The following is a 17,642-nucleotide window of genomic DNA, read 5'->3' on the forward strand; positions in this document are numbered from 1 at the left end:
CGTTGTTTGTTGTTCGTTGTTTGGTTGTAGGAAAAAACACAACGATTGTTTGTTGTTCTTTCTCCTGCATTCTCACAACAACAACAACAACAAACAAACGAACAACAAACAACGAACAACAAACTAACTGCCTCTTGGATTCCATTTCACCTCTTCCGCGCCCAAGTCGTGCGCCAATTGGCGAGCCAACATGAAGAAATAATCGGAAAGCCGGTTGAGATACTGAAGCACAACATCCTCCACAGGTTCCTCGCCGTGCAACGCCACGGCAAGGCGCTCGGCGCGGCGGCAGACGGTGCGGCAGACGTGGCATACCGACACCGTAGAATGCCCGCCGGGAAGTATGAAATGTTTGAGTGGCGGTAGAGTTGAGTCTATTTCGTCCATTTCTTTTTCCAAAATCTCAATATCGGAAGGCAGAAGGTCCGGCACGGGCGGGTGCTTGGCCGGGTCGGAGGCCAAATGAGCGCCGACGGTGAAAAGGCGATGTTGGATTTGCGCCAAAACGTCTCGTATATGCTGGTTATCAAGCGAATCGCGCAGCCAACCCACGAACGAATTGAGCTCGTCCACTGTGCCGTAAGCGTCCACCCGAAGGTGGCTTTTCGGCACCCGGCGACCGCCAAAAAGGGCTGTTTCGCCCTTGTCTCCTGTTTTAGTGTAGATTCTGAAAGCCATATTGTTAGAGTTGTCGCGGTGGAGAGGTTTGGCAATAGGGAAGCTCTTTTTCCGACTGGTTTCGCTAAATTTTTCGTCGAATATGCCCGATGCGCTCCGTCAAATCGGGAGCAAACTTTGCAAAATTTGTCTCAGCAGTCGAAAAAATGGCAATCCCCCCCCGCTCAAAGACCCCACCGCGACAAGTCAATTACTTCAAAATATGCTTCACCCGCGGGCGGTGCGGCGTGATGTCGCCAAGTTTGGCTTTTTTCATTTCTTCGTAATCGGTAAAGTTTCCTTCAAAAAACACCACTTCCGCGTCGTCCTCGAAGGAAAGGATGTGGGTCGCCAAGCGGTCAATGAACCAGCGGTCGTGGCTGATGATGAGCACACAGCCTGCGAAATCGTCGAGCGCGTCTTCCAAGGCGCGGAGTGTGTTCACGTCAATGTCGTTGGTCGGCTCGTCGAGCAGCAGCACGTTGCCGCCCTCTTTGAGCGTCATGGCGAGGTGGACGCGGTTGCGCTCGCCGCCGGAGCAAACGCCGAGTTTTTTTTGCTGGTCGGCACCCGTGAAGTTGAACCGGGAGAGATAAGCGCGAGCGTTCACGCTCGCATTGCCGACCTGAATGAGGTCGTTGCCTTCCGACACGATTTCATAAATCGTTTTTTCCGGCAAAAGTGCCTCGTGGCTTTGGTCCACATAGCTCATCTGCACTGTGTCGCCAATGGTGATGCTGCCAGAATCGGGTTTTTCTTTGCCCACCAGCATTTTGAACAGGGTGGATTTGCCCACGCCGTTCGGGCCGATGATGCCGACAATGGCATTTTTCGGCACGGTGAAGGATAAATTTTCAAAAAGCACGCGGTCGCCAAAAGACTTGGTCACGTTCTTCACCTCGATGACATTGTCGCCGAGGCGCTGACCGTTGGGAATCCAGAGTTCGAGTTTGGCTTCCTTTTCTTTGGCTTCTTCACCGGCCATTTTTTCGTAGGCATTCAGACGGGCTTTGCCTTTGGCTTGGCGACCTTTTGCGCCCATGCGCACCCACTCGAGTTCGCGTTCGAGTTGTTTGCGACGCTTGTCCTCCTGCTTTTCCTCTTGTGCCAGACGTTTGGCTTTTTGGTCGAGCCAAGAGGAGTAATTGCCCTGCCACGGGATGCCCTCGCCGCGGTCGAGTTCGAGAATCCAGCCAGCCACGTTGTCGAGGAAATAGCGGTCGTGGGTGACGGCGATGACCGTGCCGGGGAAGTTCTGAAGGTATTGTTCGAGCCACTGCACCGACTCGGCGTCGAGGTGGTTCGTCGGCTCGTCGAGCAGCAGGATGTCGGGCTGCGAGAGCAGCAGTCGTGCCAAGGCGACGCGGCGGCGCTCGCCGCCGGAGCAGATTTTGATGGGCGTGTCGTCGGGCGGGCAGCGCAGCGCGTCCATAAATACACCGAGGCGGTAGTCGAGTTCCCAGCCGCCGAGGTGCTCGATTTGTTCGAGCACTTCGCCTTGGCGCTCAATGAGTTTCATCATTTCGTCGTCGTCGGTGACTTCGCCGAGTTTCATGCCGATGTCCTCATTTTCTTGGAGCAAGTCCACGATATGTTGCACGGCTTCCTCCACGATTTGGCGGACGGTTTTCGAGTTGTCGAGCTCGGGTTCCTGGGCGAGGTAGCCGATTTTGTATTGTTTCTCGAACTCGATTTTGCCCTCGTAGTTCTGGTCGAGACCAGCGATGATTTTGAGCAGTGTGGACTTACCGGAGCCATTTAGACCAAGCACGCCGATTTTAGCGCCGTAGAAAAACGACAGCCAGATGTTTTTCAACACTTGTTTGCTCGGCGGGAAGGTCTTGCTCACGCCGGACATGGAGAAGATGATTTTTTCGGACATCTATTTTTGTTGATTTGTGGAAATGTTGATTCGGTGATTTGCTGTACGCAGTAACGCTGTTCTGACAGTGCGCGGGGACAGAACGTCGCTCCGACCTACAAGGCGGGCGCAAAGGTAGGCGGAAGACGGGAGGGATTTGAAGGAGATTTGAAATTTATGGGGCAGCGGAGGAAAGGACGACTTGCAAGTTTTTCATTTAGACTGGATATACAAGATTTACTGCGTTTTTTTTCGAGAAAGGGTATGAATCCCGTAAATTTTGTAGTTTCCGTCAACGAATATCACTTGTGAGAAAGAAAGCCACAAAAGGCATTATCCCCTTCTTGTCCCGATTTATTTTTACCCGGAGCCTCTCTTCATTTCTCTATCTCAAACTTGTACTCCACCATCTCGATGCGCGGATAACCCGCAGCGTCGTTTTGTTTGAAAACGATGTTGATGCCGATGGTTTCGGGCGCGTCTTTTTCCGTGCTGTCAAACACCACATCGAGGCGGCCCTTGTGGCCGGGCTTGATGATGCCGCGCGGGAAATCCACTTTGGTGCACTCGCAGGCATCCACGATGTCAATTTGCGCGTCGGCGCCGGAGGTGTTGGTGAACTCAAAAAACGTCTCGCGTTTTTCGCCTTTTTTCACTTTGCCGAAATCCACCATTTTTTTGTCCCATGTCACGAAGGCGGCAGCGGGGGGTGTGGCGACGGCGGCGAGGTCGGCGGGAGCCGATGGGGCGGGTTGCGCTTTTTGAGCGGATGAACAGGAGAGGAGTGTGCCGAGGGCGAGGAAGGTGAATAAAAAGTGTCGTTTCATGTCGTGTGTTCTTTTGTCTGATGACGGGCTCGATGAGCGACTGTTCAACGTTATTGTGCATAAGGTGGGGACATCGGTCAGGCAGTTTTGAAATGCTTTTGCACTATTTGCAATGCTTTTTCAAACACTGCCGTGTTGCAGGCCAGCAGTTCCCTTTGCTCGATGAAGGCGCTGCCGCCGCCGAAGTCCGTGACTTGGCCGCCAGCCTCGCGCACCAGCACCGCGCCAGCAGCCACATCCCAAGCGTTGAGGCCATATTCAAAAAACAAATCGAAACGCCCTGCCGCCACCCAAGCCAAATCGAGCGCCGCCGAGCCGAACCTACGCGCCCCGCGCCCTTCGGCCATGAACGCCCGCAAGGCTGCGAACCATTCGTCGGCGCGGCTAAAATTGTGGTAGGGGAACCCCGTGGCCACCAGCGCCTGCCGCATCTCACCGCGCTGGCTCACGCGGATGGGCTGGCCGTTGCACCAGGCGCCGCCGCCCTGCCAAGCGTAGAAGGTCTCCTCTTGCGGGATGTGATGCACGATGCCCAACACCAGCTCATCACCGGCTTTCAGCCCCACGCTGACGGAAAAGTGCGGCACGCCGTAGAGAAAATTGGTGGTGCCGTCCAAAGGGTCAATAATCCACTGCAGCTCGGCATCCTGCTGCTCCACCGTTTCTTCCTCGGTGAGAAACGCAGCTTCTGGCAACAAACGCGACAGGCGTTCCACGAGCATTTCCTCCGCATGGCGGTCCACATAGCTGACGAGGCCATTGAGAAATTTTTCTTCGATTTGCCCAGTCTGCACCTTGCCGGTTTCGGCTTGGATGAAGACAGCGGTTTCTTGAACGGCTTTTCCGGCGAGCAGGGTGAGGTGTTCCAAATTCATGGGGGCAAAGATGGCGAATCCGTTGTTCTCAAAAAATCCTTGTCAAAACAAGCGCGTGGCCTTTCGTCGTTATGCGACATAAAACCTTTGTGTATTTTTGCCAACCCACATCAAAACGGAAAAAGCCGAAAGCGCATGGAAAACGCCAAAGACGACTTCAACAAACAGCGGGAAGACATACCACACGAGCCTGAGCATCAGAATTTTGCGAGCAAAGTATCCGATTATGTGACGGACTGGGCTGGCACCGAACGGCTCAAGGGATTCAATCTCGGCGACGTGTTTTCGGAGGCGCTCAAACGCCACACCGCCGAGGAAGTCGAGGACTACTTCACCGTCGGCACACGCACCACCACCCCGCCTATCGAAAAAGTAGAGACCGGATGGCCTCGCCCGTGGATGTTCCTGCGGACGTTTCTCGGTGCCGCGTTTGTCTATTTCATTTTCGTGCAAGCATGGAAAGAATACGAAAACATCAACCTCGTGCCGGGGCTGATTATCGTAGGCTCGTTTGCCGTGCCGCTGTCGGCGCTTATTTTCTTTTTTGAGATGAACGTGCGGCACAACGTGTCGCTCTACCAAATCATCCGGCTGGTGTTTCTCGGCGGCATTGTGTCCATGACGCTCTCCATGATGTTTTTTCAAATTGGCGACTCGCTCGCTCTGGACTGGCTCGGCGCATCCATGGCGGGCATCGTGGAAGAACCCGGCAAATTGCTGGCACTCGCCATCGTGGTGAACACGCGCCGCTACCACTACACCCTCAATGGGTTGCTTTTTGGCGCCGCCGTCGGCACGGGGTTCGCGGCATTCGAGAGTGCAGGCTACGCTTTTTACGCGGGCCTCTACAACGCCGACGATATGCTTGACAGCATCATGCAGCGCGGAATGCTCGCGCCGTTTGGCCACATCGTGTGGACGGCGATGTGTGCCGGGGCACTTTGGAAAGTGAAAGCGCAACGAGCGTTCAGTTTCAGGATGTTGGCCGACCAGCGTTTCTATCGCGTGTTTCTCATGGCCGTGCTGATGCACATGATTTGGAACAGCCCGATTTATTTGCCTTTTTATCTTAAATACTTTGCGCTGGGCGCTGCCGCTTGGGTCGTCGTTTTTTCTCTGATTCAGGGCGGTCTCTGGCAGATACAAGAAGAGAAAACGCGATTGACTGGCAGTTAGTCACCACGTTTTTTGTTTTTTTGAAAACCCGAAGCATCATTTCCCGTTTTGTTCCAAATGTGTCCCCCAATCCCAGACTGCCCCAAAATATACCTTGATTCGCTAGGGTTTTTCAGACGACCATGATTGATGCCCCTGATTCTGACCAAATTGCGATTGTAGCCATGCCCAAAACTTGGCGGCGCGAAGCATATATGCGCCCCTTAGAAGTGATAAAAAAACATAAAGACCCGAAGGTTCGACACAGCTATTCCCGGTTTGTGAGAGGTGTCATCTTTTGAGGAACGAAAAAGGTGACACCTCGGCCTGTTTTTGAGATGTCACCCCTCCATCCTTCCGGGATGACACCTCAGAACCCGACAAAGCGAGAATCAATGGGTCTGACACACTTTTCTGAACATTCTTCACCCCCCTCAAATCAAACCAGAAACCCTCAAACCTTCAAACCCACTTTATTATGAAAAAACACTTTCTCTCCATGTTGCTATTGCTTGGCGTGTTCGCTTTCTCATCGTGCGATGCGCTCAAAGATGTCACCGATGGCGTGCTGTCCGCTCCCACGTTGGAAGAAATCGGTCGAGGCCTGAAAGAGGCGCTTTCCAGCGGTGTCACAAAAGGCGTGAACAACCTTTCGCAACGCGACGGCTATTTCAAAAGCGCCTACAAAATCCTGCTGCCCCCGGAGGCACGAACGGTGGCGGACAAACTGCGCCCCGTGCCGGGTTTTGCCAATCTGGAAAACGAGCTGATTGAAAAAATGAACCGAGGCGCGGAAGAGGCGGCCAAAGAGGCCGGGCCAATCTTTTTGAGCGCCATTCGGCAAATGACTTTTCAGGATGCCCGCAACATTCTCTTGGGGGCCGACAACGCCGCTACCGAATACCTCACCCGAACCACGAGCCAACAACTTTATGAAAAATTCAACCCCAAAATCGTGGCTTCTTTGGATAAAATCGGCGCGAACAATCTCTGGCGAAATGCCGCCGATACCTACAACAAAATCCCTCTCGTGACGAAAGTGAACAACGACCTCGACGACTATGTGACCCGCAAGGCGCTCGACGGCTTGTTTGGCAAAATCGCCGAGGAGGAGCGCAATATCCGTCGCAACAGAGGCGCTCGCTCCACGGCGCTGCTCCAAAAGGTGTTTGCGCAGCAAGACTCCAACCGGAAGTGAGCCAACGAACGCCGCGCTTGAACAAAAGCAACGGCCTCACGTTGTCCCATCCGTTTTTCAGCCCCCGAGCCTTCGTCGGGGCCTCATTTGTTTTCACTCGCAATTCGCTGTCAATATGTTTCACTTAAAAGAAGGTGATGCCGCCCCCGATTTTTCGGCCTCCAACGAAAAAGGCCAAACCGTGCGGCTTTCAGACTACAAGGGCAAAAAACTCGTGCTTTACTTTTACCCGAAAGACGACACGCCCGGCTGCACCGCCGAGGCGTGCAGCCTGCGCGATGGCTATGGCGCTTTCCAAGCCAGAGGCTACGAGATACTCGGGGTCAGCCCCGACTCGGTGAAAAAGCACGTCAAGTTTCAGGAAAAATACAACTTGCCTTTTGGCCTATTGGCCGATGAAGACCACGCAGTGGCCGAGGCCTATGGTGTGTGGGGACCCAAAAAATTCATGGGCCGCACCTACGATGGCATCCATCGCACCACATTCGTCATTGATGAAACAGGCAAAATAGAGCGCATCATCGCCAAGGTGGACACGGGCAACCACGCCGAGCAGTTGCTGCAAGCCTGACGCGCTCAGAATCGCGCGTCGGTCAGCGCCTCCAGAAAAACCTTCAGGTCTGATTTTTCCTGCGCCGTCAGTCCCAACGGCTTCGACAGGAGCGAATCTCGCCCAATGGCGTTGTGCACAAACGCATTTGGGTTGTCGTAGTAGTCAATCACCTCTTCCAATGTCTGGAACATCCCATTGTGCATATAGGGTGCCGTGACTGCCACATTGCGCAGTCCCGGCACTTTCATTTTGCCCAAGTCTGCGCTATCGCTCGTGATGGCAAATCGCCCCACATCATTCAGGTTCTGGCCGTTGAAAAGGCCGATGTTGCGAAACTCATCGCCAGTGAAGTCTGGCGAAAAGTGGCAGTCAAAACATTTTCCCTTATCCATAAAAATCTCGCGGCCGCGCACGGCGGCCTCGCTCATGGGATTGGGTTGGCCCATCATCCAGCGGTCGAAAGGCGTGTCGGAGGTCTCCAAGGTACGGATGAAATCAGCCAATACCTTGGCCAGCGACTCCATATCTGCTTCTTTTCCAAAAAGATGAACGAATGCCGGGCCGTATTCGGGGCTTCTGCGGAGGCGCATGGTCACCAGCTCCGGCGTGGCACGCATTTCCAGCGTGTCTTGAATCGGCATCAGCACCTGTTGCTCCAACGTGAGCGCCCGCCCATCGAAAAAAAAGTGCGCCCGAGCCGACATATTGGTGATGCTGGGCGAGTTGCGTTTGCCCAAGCGCCCACCCACGCCCCGGCTCACGCGGGCGGTATCGGCAAATGCAAATTGCGGGATGTGGCAGCTGGCGCAACTAATCGTGCTGTCCAACGAGAGAATAGGGTCGGAAAAAAGGCGCTCGCCCAATTCCTCCGCCGTTGGGAAATCGGCTTTGGCAAAGGAAAGCAGCAAGATGGCGAGTGCGGCAAAAACGAGTATGGTGGGCCGAACATTCATGGGGGCAAAAGTAAGAAGGCAAAAAGTGGGGCGGAAGGGTGTTTTGGAAATGTTTGCAAAAGAGTTGAAAATCAGATGCCTCCTGCCACCACCCGCAGGTTTTTGCGACCAAATTTTCCAATGTCAAAAAAAATTGACGCGGCACGTGGGTACCAACGAGCGTATCGAGCAAGCTTATGTGTAAAAGGCTCACGATACAAGGTATAAAAAAGGGAACCAGTCATGTTTTCATTCTTCTTCATTCTGCTTAAAGTCATCGGTGGCAAAATAGGAATCGCCAAAGCTGCCTTGCTCATTGCCAAGAGCCGAGCTATAAAGGCACTTTTCTATCATTTCTCCGATGAAATCGTGGTTGTCGGACAGCGCGCCTTGATGAGTCCCGCTGTTCAGGATGCGTTGCCCGGCTGGGCGTTGGATTTTCTCATGGAGCGGTTTGATGATTTAGTCGTTGCAGTGGAAGCGATACGGGCTTATTTGGATAGTCATTGAAACACACACGACCTATTACAGGTGGGGTTCAATTTTTTTTTCTATGAAAATGTCAGAAGCACTAAAAATCGCAATTTGGCCAGCCATAATAGCTGGGTTAACAGGAATTTGTATAAAAGTAATTGACAAATGTGAAGGCAACCCTGCCGAAAAACCTACTACCGGATGCGATAAAACAATAGTCGTTCAAAACAATCAACAATACTTTGAGGGGAGAAGATATACATATACCGGGCGAAATACCCGACCTCCGAAGGGATATGAGACATTTCATTTTGAGTACTCTATTCCCAAAGACACGAATGCATTGAACGATTTTCTCAATATCAGGGCAAAAGCATATAGCCAAGCCATTGATGAGATATGTCGGAAAAAAATAGCATTCCCGCTCGATGAGCAGCGGGTATCGTATCTAAATGATGCCGCCAACAAGGAAGACTTGGAAACCATTATACACCCTGATTTGGATAAAATCCTGATTGGCATATATGACTCGGTGCTCTATGATTGCGAAAATCAACAGTTTATCTGCAGAATAGGCATCGGGTATCCTATTCAGCCGGAGACGTTCATACCCGAATTGGCAGGTTTTATCAAAGGAGCCTTGAAACAATTGCCCTTGTATGATTCATTCAAAAACGACCCATTGAATACCGACCTTGACTTGGGGGCTATTCTATGGTCCTTCGAGCAAGATGAATCTTTCATGGCCGAGTATAAACGGATAGTAGAGAGACATAAGAGCCTATTGGAAATACTTCGGTTATCGGTGGAAAAATCCAAGGGCGACTACTCCGTGTTTTTTGACTCTGGCGATTTTCGACTGAACCCTGTTAGCATGATAATTATCGGACACATAGCGGAGCGATATGAGGAGATAGTTCGCAACTATCCCAAACGTCGTTTTGGCATTGTCGCAGAGGGATTTGCCGATGGCTCGCCCGTTCGTCAGGGAGGCATTCCCTATTATCGGGATGGTCGTTGGAGCAATACTGGCGAAGCTCTTCCTTTCTCCAACGGAGCTGGCCAAAACATCGGAAACAGAATAGCATCGGGAGACACAGGCAACAAACAATTGGCGTATGCGCGGGGATTCGAGGGCATGAAGTTGCTTCAAACGACCTTGGAAATGAGCCAATCCTCTCTGCTGCGCAATGTTCAGTTGACCTATAGAGGCACTGCTATGAGAACTCGGGCGAACCCTTACGAGCGCCGCGTCAGTTTCAAAATTCAAGAACTTGAGTAAACACTTAGGCAGGACAGCAGACATTCAATTTTTGACAGGATTCACAAAATTTATAGGTTCAACAAAGTGGCTTCGCCGCCAAAAATCCTGTAAATCTTGTAAATCCTGTCAAAAACCTAAAAGCCTGCCAACCGAGTCTTATGCGCTTGGGGCTGCCTAAGTTTTTACGAACCTGATTAACATTTTCAACCATTTCAACCATGCAAGAGAAAGAAAAAACCTTTTACCACTCAGGCTTCCAGCTGGGTCGAGCCAAAGATGTGGGCAGATTCAATGACACGGTGACGGCGCTTGAGGCAGAAATCACAAGCGCAGAGGCGCATCAATCAAACCTCGTTCAGAAAACTATTGATGCCGTCAACGGGCTGCTCCACAATTTCGAGGAGACCGCAAAAAGAGTTGATAGCATAGCAAATGGCATGGTGCAAAAGCATCTGCAATTTGTCAGACAACTGGAAATCGAGACGGCGATTTGGGCAGCCATGCAACCTCCTCCCGGCCCCGAATACTATGTCGAGCAGCGCAACAAAGTGTCAGATATTTTTAAAAAAACCGAAGAAGGCTTTGACAAACTGAGCGCCAAGCTCGATGAACAAGTTCAAGCGATGAATCTATCCAACGTGCTGGAAAAAATGGTGAATGAGCTCAAAACGCAACACAACAGCTCATTGGAGACCATGCGCACCAACCTTCGCGAGTTCCGCAAAGGCTACAATGAGGGTGCTGGCATCCGCCAACAACTGGATGACTTGGACGGTGGCTCGCAGTCTCCCGCTGCCTGAAAACGCATTTGAAATTTGACGGTCGAAACGCTTTTGCAATCATGACACCACCATCCAAACGACTGCCCAATGCTCACAACACAATCGAACAAGGCTCGCACCCTACAGGCACTCGCGGAAACGCTCAAAAGCTTTTGGGACAACATGGTAAAATTCCTGCTCCCTCCGCGAAGCAGGCGCAATGATGAGGCTAACACATCAAGCACGGAGAATGGCACAGACTCGTCAAACAAAGAAAACGAAACGCCTCAGAATGGCGCGCCCAATGAAAACCATGCTCCACCCAAAGACACGGAAGACCTATTTCAAGGCCATTTTTCGTTGAAAAAAATGTTGGCTTGGCTGCACGACGCGGCCAACATCAGCCGCTCACCGTTCTACAAGATGGGTTACAAATGTGGGCTGGATGCCTGCCATCACAATCAAGGGGTGGCAGCCATAGAGAGTGGTTTCGATGCCTTGATTCATTCAGAAAACAAGCTTCGCGAGGTCTTCGGGGCAGAAATAATCGAGGCACAAAATCAACTGGAGCACTTGAACCAAGAAGTGGAAAGGCTTGCGGCCGATTTGGACGAACAAACCCCAAACAGCACTGCCGCTCGACTTCGACAAGAGATTCAGACCTTCAAAGATGAAATCAAGAACCACTTGTCTTCGCAATACAACGACCGTTTTGTGCACGACCATCAACAAATCATGGAAGAGCGCAAACAAACGGAATTGGCGTTCATAGCGCAGGCCAAAGAACGGATTCTGCAAAAAAGCGAGGAGCTGAAAAACATAGCTACCCCAAAAGAGCGTGCGCGCGCTATCGAAGAACTGGAAAGCGAACAAGCGAATCTTTTCAAGCGATATTCGCGATTGGCCACAGCTCATAAAAACGAAAACATAGCGGTATCGGGAAGCACCCGAATCATCTTCAACCTCATTTTTTTCCTGCTGACCTTAGGCGGCGAGTTTTTCATCATTTACCACCTGAACAGAAAAGTGCTGGAAATGGACCAAGTTGTTTTATCCAGCAACCCTACGACAAAGCTGATTCTGCTAAACGCCATCTATGTTTTTTGTGTGGCTTACCCGCTTGCTTTGGGCATATTGGTCAAAACCATCATCTCCAAATCCAGCGATAGGTCAGTGGCGACGCGTTCTATTTTGTGGGTCGTAGGAATAGCCAGCTTGTTGATGATAGTCGGAATATCTGTGCTAAACCCAACCAAACTTGGGGATGCCGAGGCGCAAGCAAAACTGAAAAACCTAATAGAGCCATTCCTGCTCTACTTATACGCCCTGATTTTTTTTGGCATCACGTTGCTTTTTTCAAGCGTGGCCGGGATGCTCTATGTGGAATTCATTGACGGATATGAGCAATTCTGCAATGCCCGAAAAAAATCGCCTTTCAAGTTTTTGCCACTCAAAGACTCAGACGAATTTGTGGATTTGCGAGAAGCAGAGATAATAAAACGAGAAGACAAGATAGAGCAATTGAGGAGGCAGAAAGAGCAAGCGCACCGAAGAATAGGAGAGTTGCAGTCAACGGCTTCCATCAACATGGAGGACTGGGACCTGGCGGCCACACTCGAAAGTCTGAAACAGGCCGCAGCCAATGCCTTCCGGTTGGGTCACCAGCGAGGGCTGAGCGACCTGATGAGGAAAAAAGAATACGACCCTGCTGCCCTTCTCGACATGGTGTATAGTCGCAAGGTGATGAGGCACTACCTTAAATCCTTCGATGAAAACGCATGAGTTATAGTCAACGCAAATCCGCCCTTTAAATACAAGGGGCGGACAAGGTGGTTTTGAACGGGCGGCGCTCGCAATCCTTTGAAAATCACACAAATCAATCAAGGAAATCTTCAAATCCTCTTTAACCTGGATATATTGTTCATAAAAAAATTTCAACCATGCAAGCCACCCATTTTCGATTGATTGTTTTGCTGGCACTATCTCTCTTGTTTTACCGCAGCTGTTGCATGGAGCCTCCCGAAATCAGCAAGACTTCAGCGCCCGCTAAAATTTTGCTGCTGTTTTGCGATGAGCATGTATTGCGAGATGTCGAAAAATGCGCTGACCTCAAGGCGCGTTTGCAAAAAAAATATCTTGCAGGGCCGGGTTACACGCCAGTCCGGGTGGAGCTTTACCCTTTAAGTTGCAATACCTCCGAAGGCAAAAACCTCTTGCCAAATTGTCGGATAGACCCACAGGAAAGCGATATGCTCAACGAGGGCAGCTTCACCACCAAAGACCAAGTCGAAGGCAGATGGCTCAAAGACTTCGCAAATTTGAGTGAGACAAACGAGATAGGCTGCAACCAAATCGTGGCCTCCTTGCACCTGTTGAGCAATCGCCTCCGCAGCATATCGCCCGGCGAAGAGGTGCGAATCGTCTTCATAACATCTTGGCGAGAAATAGACTTGAGCAACGACTTCGACCGTCAATCATACAGGCTGCTCAGCAACAACCCCTACAACGGAGGCATATATCGCTTTGAGGAAAGTGTGTTGGAAGAAATGCAAAGAAAATCAAACGATGCCAACTCTACCATGCGCCAGATTGCGCTCAGCCTTAAAAACACATTGCGTCAAAACAATCTTCCCATTTCCAAAGTGTATTGCTACACGACATCCTACTGCCTTTCCGACGATGGCGACAGCAACACCAAGCGAATGTTGGACGGTTTCTGGGACGGCTTGTTTGCCCACGCTGGTCTCCAGATAGTGCGTTTGGGCGATTTGGGCGATTGCTTGAAATGACCCCAATGCCCTCTTTTTTGAAAATCACCACGACCAGACAATTGATTGCTTCCACACGCCATACATTAGAGCCGAAAACACACACCATGAATCAATTCCTTTTCCGCCTGCTGCTTTTCCCCCTATTCGTTCTTTGTGTCAAGACCGCTGCTGCCCAATCCTCCACCCCCCACCAACAGCTCTCCACAGGGCTTGATACCCTCGAAGCATTGCTCAAAGCAGAGGCTTACAACGCCGCGCTGCCGCTTTCCGATTCATTGCTTGCACAAGCCAAACTCCTTGCGGGCGACAATCTGCTCGACAGCCTCTATGTCCGCGCACTATTCACACGAGGGCGCACCCTGTTTTTCAGAGGCGAGTATCAGGCAGCTATCAACGCCTTGCAAGACGTGCTGCCACTATCGCGTCAGTTATACGGCGAAGAGAGCATCTACATGGCAAAAATCCTGACCAATCTTGGCATTTGCCACACAGAGCTGAGAGAGGCCGGCAAAGCCATTGAATATCATCGGCAGGCGCTTGCCATTTACCAAAAGCAAAACGACCCGTGGCTTCCGGCAATGGCGGACTGCTGGAACAATCTCGCCAACGCCCAAGCCGACAACCGCGACAATGAATCCGCGCTGGAGAGCTACGAGCAAGCCTTGCACATCCGCTATCGCAACGAGGGGCCCAACAGCCCGGGCGTGGCAAGCATCTATCAGAATGCCGCAGGATGCCATTTGTCGTTGGGCGACCTCGATGAAGCCATACGAGGCTACCGCGCCGCGCTGGCTATTTTTCAAAAAAGCCCTAAGCCACGCCCCGTCTCCGAGGCCCATGTGTGGCACAATTTGGGTATTTGCCACGAGCTCGCGGGCGAGTTGGACAACGCGCTTTATTGCAATGAGCGCGCGCTTGCCCTGCGGCAAAAGCATCTTAGACCCGACCACCCTCACTTAATCGCATCGCTGCGTGGCTTGTCCACCGTGTATCGCAGTCTTGGCGACTTCGACAGGGCAGAACTCTACGTCAACAAGGTGATGGAAGCCCGCCGTGCCACGCTCAAGCCGGGCAACCCATCGCTGACAAACGCACTCGTGGACGCTGGCGTGGTGGCTGGCGACCGGCGCGACTGGGAAAAGGCAGAGGCCATGTTTCAGCTGGCCCTGCAATCGGAATGGGCCGCCCTCAAACCAGACTCCTTGAACATCGCCCGGACACTAAGCAGATACGGCACGTTGAAATTCAAACAGGATTTGCTTGATTCCGCGCTGATGTTTCAACGCCGCGCCCTCGATTTTCACCCGGAGGATTTTTCCGGCATGGACGCAGTTCGTGCCAACATCTTCGCCAACATGGCAGAGTGCTACTTGCAAAAGCAAGAGCTTTCGCTGGCCGACTCGTTTTTTCAGGTAAGCCATGCACTACAAGCAAAGAGCGCGCGCGGGAAAGACCAAGTGCAGGTGGCTTTCTCACTCCGAAAAATAGCAGAGTGCCGGATGTGGCAGCATCGGTTTGAGGAGGCCAACGAGCTGCTGGACAGTGTTTTTGTCATTCTGAATGTCGCTGATTCGCTCAATTGGGAACAAGCCCGTTCGCCCAACGGCCTCGCGCTTGCACTGATAGCGCGCAGCCGCCTTTACCTGCGCTGGGCATCCTTTGCGCTACACCCTGAATATCTTCACACGGCGCTGTACTGGGGCGAGACGGCCCTTTCTTACATGACCCAATGGGAGCAAAAATTGGCAGCGAGCAGCTCGCGCCGCAACACGCGCGAATTGGCTCGAGAGGCCCGCGAGTTGTGCGTTGTGGCGGCATACCAACTTTCTCAAAATGATTTGGCCCATCACACTAAATGGATAGAAAGAGCATTCGGCCACATAGAAGCGGCGCACAACTCTCAGCTCCGCGATGTGCTCGTGGATGCAAACAACAAAAAACCCCTCGGGAAAATTGACCCTGCACAGGCTAAGGAGCAGACTTTGCGCAACGAAATAGCAGAGACCGAGAAGCAAATTTATTTGATGAGGAAAACAGGGCTTGCAGAAGCCAACGACACCATGTTGCGCTATGTCAACCAACTTTTCAACCTCAAAAAAGAATTGGATTCCGTCGCGGCCACACGGCCTTTCATCCCATCAAGTGCCTCATCGCCAACCTCGACAAGGGTACCGGCAAAGGAAGTTTGCCGGCAAGGGCAGGCTTTCTTGGAGTATTTCGTGACTGACAGCGTCATCTATATTTATTTTGCCAACACCACAACAGCCGAAATGGTGGCCGTTCCGCTCAATTTTGACCTCGATTCGTGCGTGATGCGGCTTCGACAGGGCATCACGGGCTATTGCGCGCTACCAGTTTCCGATGCCCGCAGGACGGGCAAATTGTATGAACAATCGCTTGAAGACTACACCAACACGGCTCATTGGCTACACCAAAAACTGCTCGTGCCTGTAGAGCCATTTATCGGCCAACGGGTGGCCCAAAGCCTGCTCATCGTGCCTGACGGGGTGCTGAATCTGGTGCCGTTCAACGCACTGCTAAAGAATATGCCTGACGAGCCGGGTGATTTTGCCTCTTATTCGTTTTTGGCAAATGACTACCATATCTGCATGGCCTTTTCGGCGGCGCTCCAGCGGGAAATGTGCCTTCCGCATACCCAATACTCGCCACAGGGAATGTCATTGGTCATGGCCCCCTTTTTCGAGGGCGACTCGACCCTATTGCCCAGCTTGGCCGCTGCCAAAAACAGCCGTTCTCGTTTCGACACGCTCCACTATTCGGGTTTGGAGGCTTTTCAAATACACCGCATGTTGGGCAAAAGCAGGGTATGGTATGGCGCTGCCGCGGCACTCGACACTTTTTTGCGATTCGCCCCGAATAGCAGGCTGCTGCACCTGAGCACGCACTCCGTGGCAGATGGTCGGTTTGGCGAGTACTGCTATGTGGTTTTGGGGAAAGACAGCATCGGTCACAGGCGCTTGTTTGTGTCCGATATTTACCGTCAAAAGTTCCAAGCCGACTTGGTAGTGCTTTCCTCGTGCGAATCGGCGGTGGGTGAGTTGCAGCCCGGTGAGGGCATTATAGGCTTGTCAAGGGCGTTTGCTCATGCGGGGGCGAAAAGCATTGTGTCGTCGCTTTGGCAGGTCAACGACATAAGCACAGCCGAATTGATGGTTGGCTTTTACGATAACATGGTGCATGGAAAAATGCGCAAGGACACGGCGCTGAGCGAGTCGTGCAGGCAATATCTGTCAGACACCAAGCGCCCCAACGAGTTGAAACACCCTTATTACTGGTCGGCTTTCACCATCACGGGCGACGCAACCAATCACTTCTGACCCAAGCCCGCCAGCTCCGCTTTCAACGATTCGGCCCACTCCCGAAGCGTTCTGGATGGGCTGTCGAGCAGTCGCTGCAAAGCTTGCTCGTACTCGGTTTTCCGATTGGGATATTGTGCCAAATAACACAGCACTAAGTTCTTCTGAGCATCAACCCTGAATTGCAACGCGGTGGTGAGGGGTTGGAGCAGGCGAACCGCTTCGTCGTAGTTACGGTTTTGAAAATGCGCTTCGGCCATCCAATATCGCACCTCATGGTCGGTGGTGTCAGCTCGTTGGAGCCAGTCGAGCGCCTCGCCGTATTGCTTTTTGTCGAGTGCCGTTCTGCCCTGTGTTTTTGCTTTCAATGGTTCGGCCAGCACATTGCCAGTGGAAGTGTTTTCTGACTTTCGGCTCGCCAAGGGAGGGGAACCGACATATCGAAGGCGGGCAAAATCCTCCACACGCGCAGCAGCATTGTCGGGCGACTCGCTCAAATTGTCGGAGGTCGAAAGCGTCTTTGTGTTGTTTGAGGCTTTGTTGGGTGATGGTGTTTGAGGAATGTGTTCAATTGTGGCCTGTGGCGGGGGCTGCTCGCCTGTTGGCCCCAAACGAACATCGGCAGGTTGGGTGGTATCGTGAAACTGCGAGGTGGGCGGCACGCCGTCGTTAGAGACTGCTGGCCTGCTCGGCCATAGCATATAACCAGCCACAGCCGCCACCAGCATCAACAATCCGTACTTTAAGTATGGACGAAAAGGGTATGCGGGGCGAGGCGGAGCCGCACTTTCTTGCCACCATTGCTCCATTTTCGCTCTCAATTCTTGCGCTTGCAAACGCTGCATGGCTGCCCTCACCAACCGCTCATCATCCACCGCTTGCTGCAAGGTTGGGTCGTTTCGCATCTGTGATTCAAAAGCGAGGCGTTCCCCATTCGTCATCGCGTCGTCGAGGTATCGTTCTATTTGTTCGTTTCTAAGTTCTTCGTTGTCCATGA

15 protein-coding genes are annotated in these 17,642 nt (G+C 52.1%); 9 read left to right on the plus strand and 6 right to left on the minus strand.

The window, feature by feature from the left end; translation table 11 throughout:
• Positions 1 to 123 precede the first annotated feature (123 nt).
• The 4 genes from KIS77_14870 to KIS77_14885 all read right to left on the minus strand — a co-directional run bounded on the left by KIS77_14870 (position 124) and on the right by KIS77_14885 (position 4,220).
• Complete coding sequence (locus KIS77_14870; GenBank protein ID MCW5923624.1) at positions 124 to 678, minus strand: cob(I)yrinic acid a,c-diamide adenosyltransferase; 555 nt, start codon at positions 676 to 678, stop codon at positions 124 to 126.
• A gap of 190 nt (positions 679 to 868) precedes the next feature.
• Positions 869 to 2,539: an energy-dependent translational throttle protein EttA gene (gene ettA, locus KIS77_14875; protein MCW5923625.1), complete on the minus strand. Its 1,671-nt coding sequence runs from the start codon at positions 2,537 to 2,539 to the stop codon at positions 869 to 871.
• Between the two features lie 356 nt (positions 2,540 to 2,895).
• Entirely contained in the window at positions 2,896 to 3,345 is a 450-nt protein-coding gene (locus KIS77_14880) for a DUF1573 domain-containing protein (GenBank protein ID MCW5923626.1), read from the minus strand.
• A 77-nt stretch (positions 3,346 to 3,422) separates the two neighbouring features.
• A complete protein-coding gene (locus tag KIS77_14885; protein ID MCW5923627.1) occupies positions 3,423 to 4,220 on the minus strand; it encodes an inositol monophosphatase in 798 nt (265 codons plus the stop codon).
• Between the two features lie 135 nt (positions 4,221 to 4,355).
• On the opposite strand from KIS77_14885, the gene KIS77_14890 reads away from it, so the two are divergent.
• The 3 genes from KIS77_14890 to bcp all read left to right on the plus strand — a co-directional run bounded on the left by KIS77_14890 (position 4,356) and on the right by bcp (position 7,144).
• Complete coding sequence (locus KIS77_14890) at positions 4,356 to 5,396, plus strand: PrsW family intramembrane metalloprotease (protein ID MCW5923628.1); 1,041 nt, start codon at positions 4,356 to 4,358, stop codon at positions 5,394 to 5,396.
• Positions 5,397 to 5,853: 457 nt separating this feature from the next.
• A complete protein-coding gene (locus KIS77_14895) occupies positions 5,854 to 6,573 on the plus strand; it encodes a DUF4197 domain-containing protein (protein MCW5923629.1) in 720 nt (239 codons plus the stop codon).
• 115 nt (positions 6,574 to 6,688) lie between these two features.
• Positions 6,689 to 7,144 (plus strand): thioredoxin-dependent thiol peroxidase, encoded by a 456-nt coding sequence (gene bcp / locus KIS77_14900; GenBank protein MCW5923630.1) that lies wholly within the window; start codon positions 6,689 to 6,691, stop codon positions 7,142 to 7,144.
• A gap of 5 nt (positions 7,145 to 7,149) precedes the next feature.
• Here bcp and KIS77_14905 read toward each other — a convergent pair whose 3' ends face one another.
• Positions 7,150 to 8,079, minus strand: coding sequence for a cytochrome-c peroxidase (locus KIS77_14905; protein ID MCW5923631.1), 930 nt, complete (start codon positions 8,077 to 8,079; stop codon positions 7,150 to 7,152).
• A gap of 222 nt (positions 8,080 to 8,301) precedes the next feature.
• Between KIS77_14905 and KIS77_14910 the strand changes: the two genes are divergently transcribed.
• From KIS77_14910 to KIS77_14935, 6 genes are all read left to right on the plus strand, one after another.
• On the plus strand, positions 8,302 to 8,568 hold the full coding sequence (locus tag KIS77_14910; GenBank protein MCW5923632.1) for a hypothetical protein: 267 nt from the start codon (positions 8,302 to 8,304) through the stop codon (positions 8,566 to 8,568).
• A 307-nt stretch (positions 8,569 to 8,875) separates the two neighbouring features.
• Positions 8,876 to 9,814 (plus strand): hypothetical protein, encoded by a 939-nt coding sequence (locus KIS77_14915; GenBank protein MCW5923633.1) that lies wholly within the window; start codon positions 8,876 to 8,878, stop codon positions 9,812 to 9,814.
• A 200-nt stretch (positions 9,815 to 10,014) separates the two neighbouring features.
• Positions 10,015 to 10,596 carry a hypothetical protein gene (locus tag KIS77_14920; protein ID MCW5923634.1) on the plus strand — a complete coding sequence of 194 codons (582 nt, stop codon included), beginning with the start codon at positions 10,015 to 10,017 and terminating at the stop codon, positions 10,594 to 10,596.
• Between the two features lie 69 nt (positions 10,597 to 10,665).
• Positions 10,666 to 12,339: a hypothetical protein gene (locus KIS77_14925; protein ID MCW5923635.1), complete on the plus strand. Its 1,674-nt coding sequence runs from the start codon at positions 10,666 to 10,668 to the stop codon at positions 12,337 to 12,339.
• A gap of 158 nt (positions 12,340 to 12,497) precedes the next feature.
• The gene (locus KIS77_14930) at positions 12,498 to 13,346 is read left to right on the plus strand and encodes a hypothetical protein (GenBank protein ID MCW5923636.1); all 849 of its coding nucleotides are present in this window, start codon (positions 12,498 to 12,500) and stop codon (positions 13,344 to 13,346) included.
• Positions 13,347 to 13,432: 86 nt separating this feature from the next.
• Positions 13,433 to 16,666 carry a CHAT domain-containing protein gene (locus KIS77_14935; protein ID MCW5923637.1) on the plus strand — a complete coding sequence of 1,078 codons (3,234 nt, stop codon included), beginning with the start codon at positions 13,433 to 13,435 and terminating at the stop codon, positions 16,664 to 16,666.
• On the opposite strand, the gene KIS77_14940 is transcribed toward KIS77_14935, so the two are convergent.
• Complete coding sequence (locus KIS77_14940; GenBank protein ID MCW5923638.1) at positions 16,657 to 17,640, minus strand: tetratricopeptide repeat protein; 984 nt, start codon at positions 17,638 to 17,640, stop codon at positions 16,657 to 16,659. The genes KIS77_14935 and KIS77_14940 overlap by 10 nt on opposite strands.
• Positions 17,641 to 17,642: the final 2 nt, after the last annotated feature.

The sequence above is a fragment of the Saprospiraceae bacterium genome (genome assembly GCA_026129545.1).
Taxonomy (GTDB): Bacteria; Bacteroidota; Bacteroidia; order Chitinophagales; family Saprospiraceae; genus M3007.

What these genes read in the sequence shown, in the direction of transcription:
- KIS77_14910 (MCW5923632.1), top strand. Translation starts at nt 8,302, where the DNA reads ATGTTTTCATTCTTCTTCATTCTGCTTAAAGTCATCGGTGGCAAAATA.
- KIS77_14940 (MCW5923638.1), bottom strand. Translation starts at nt 17,640, where the DNA reads ATGGACAACGAAGAACTTAGAAACGAACAAATAGAACGATACCTCGAC.
- bcp (MCW5923630.1), top strand. Translation starts at nt 6,689, where the DNA reads ATGTTTCACTTAAAAGAAGGTGATGCCGCCCCCGATTTTTCGGCCTCC.
- KIS77_14890 (MCW5923628.1), top strand. Translation starts at nt 4,356, where the DNA reads ATGGAAAACGCCAAAGACGACTTCAACAAACAGCGGGAAGACATACCA.
- KIS77_14930 (MCW5923636.1), top strand. Translation starts at nt 12,498, where the DNA reads ATGCAAGCCACCCATTTTCGATTGATTGTTTTGCTGGCACTATCTCTC.
- KIS77_14880 (MCW5923626.1), bottom strand. Translation starts at nt 3,345, where the DNA reads ATGAAACGACACTTTTTATTCACCTTCCTCGCCCTCGGCACACTCCTC.
- KIS77_14905 (MCW5923631.1), bottom strand. Translation starts at nt 8,079, where the DNA reads ATGAATGTTCGGCCCACCATACTCGTTTTTGCCGCACTCGCCATCTTG.
- KIS77_14870 (MCW5923624.1), bottom strand. Translation starts at nt 678, where the DNA reads ATGGCTTTCAGAATCTACACTAAAACAGGAGACAAGGGCGAAACAGCC.
- KIS77_14920 (MCW5923634.1), top strand. Translation starts at nt 10,015, where the DNA reads ATGCAAGAGAAAGAAAAAACCTTTTACCACTCAGGCTTCCAGCTGGGT.
- KIS77_14895 (MCW5923629.1), top strand. Translation starts at nt 5,854, where the DNA reads ATGAAAAAACACTTTCTCTCCATGTTGCTATTGCTTGGCGTGTTCGCT.
- KIS77_14885 (MCW5923627.1), bottom strand. Translation starts at nt 4,220, where the DNA reads ATGAATTTGGAACACCTCACCCTGCTCGCCGGAAAAGCCGTTCAAGAA.
- KIS77_14925 (MCW5923635.1), top strand. Translation starts at nt 10,666, where the DNA reads ATGCTCACAACACAATCGAACAAGGCTCGCACCCTACAGGCACTCGCG.
- KIS77_14935 (MCW5923637.1), top strand. Translation starts at nt 13,433, where the DNA reads ATGAATCAATTCCTTTTCCGCCTGCTGCTTTTCCCCCTATTCGTTCTT.
- ettA (MCW5923625.1), bottom strand. Translation starts at nt 2,539, where the DNA reads ATGTCCGAAAAAATCATCTTCTCCATGTCCGGCGTGAGCAAGACCTTC.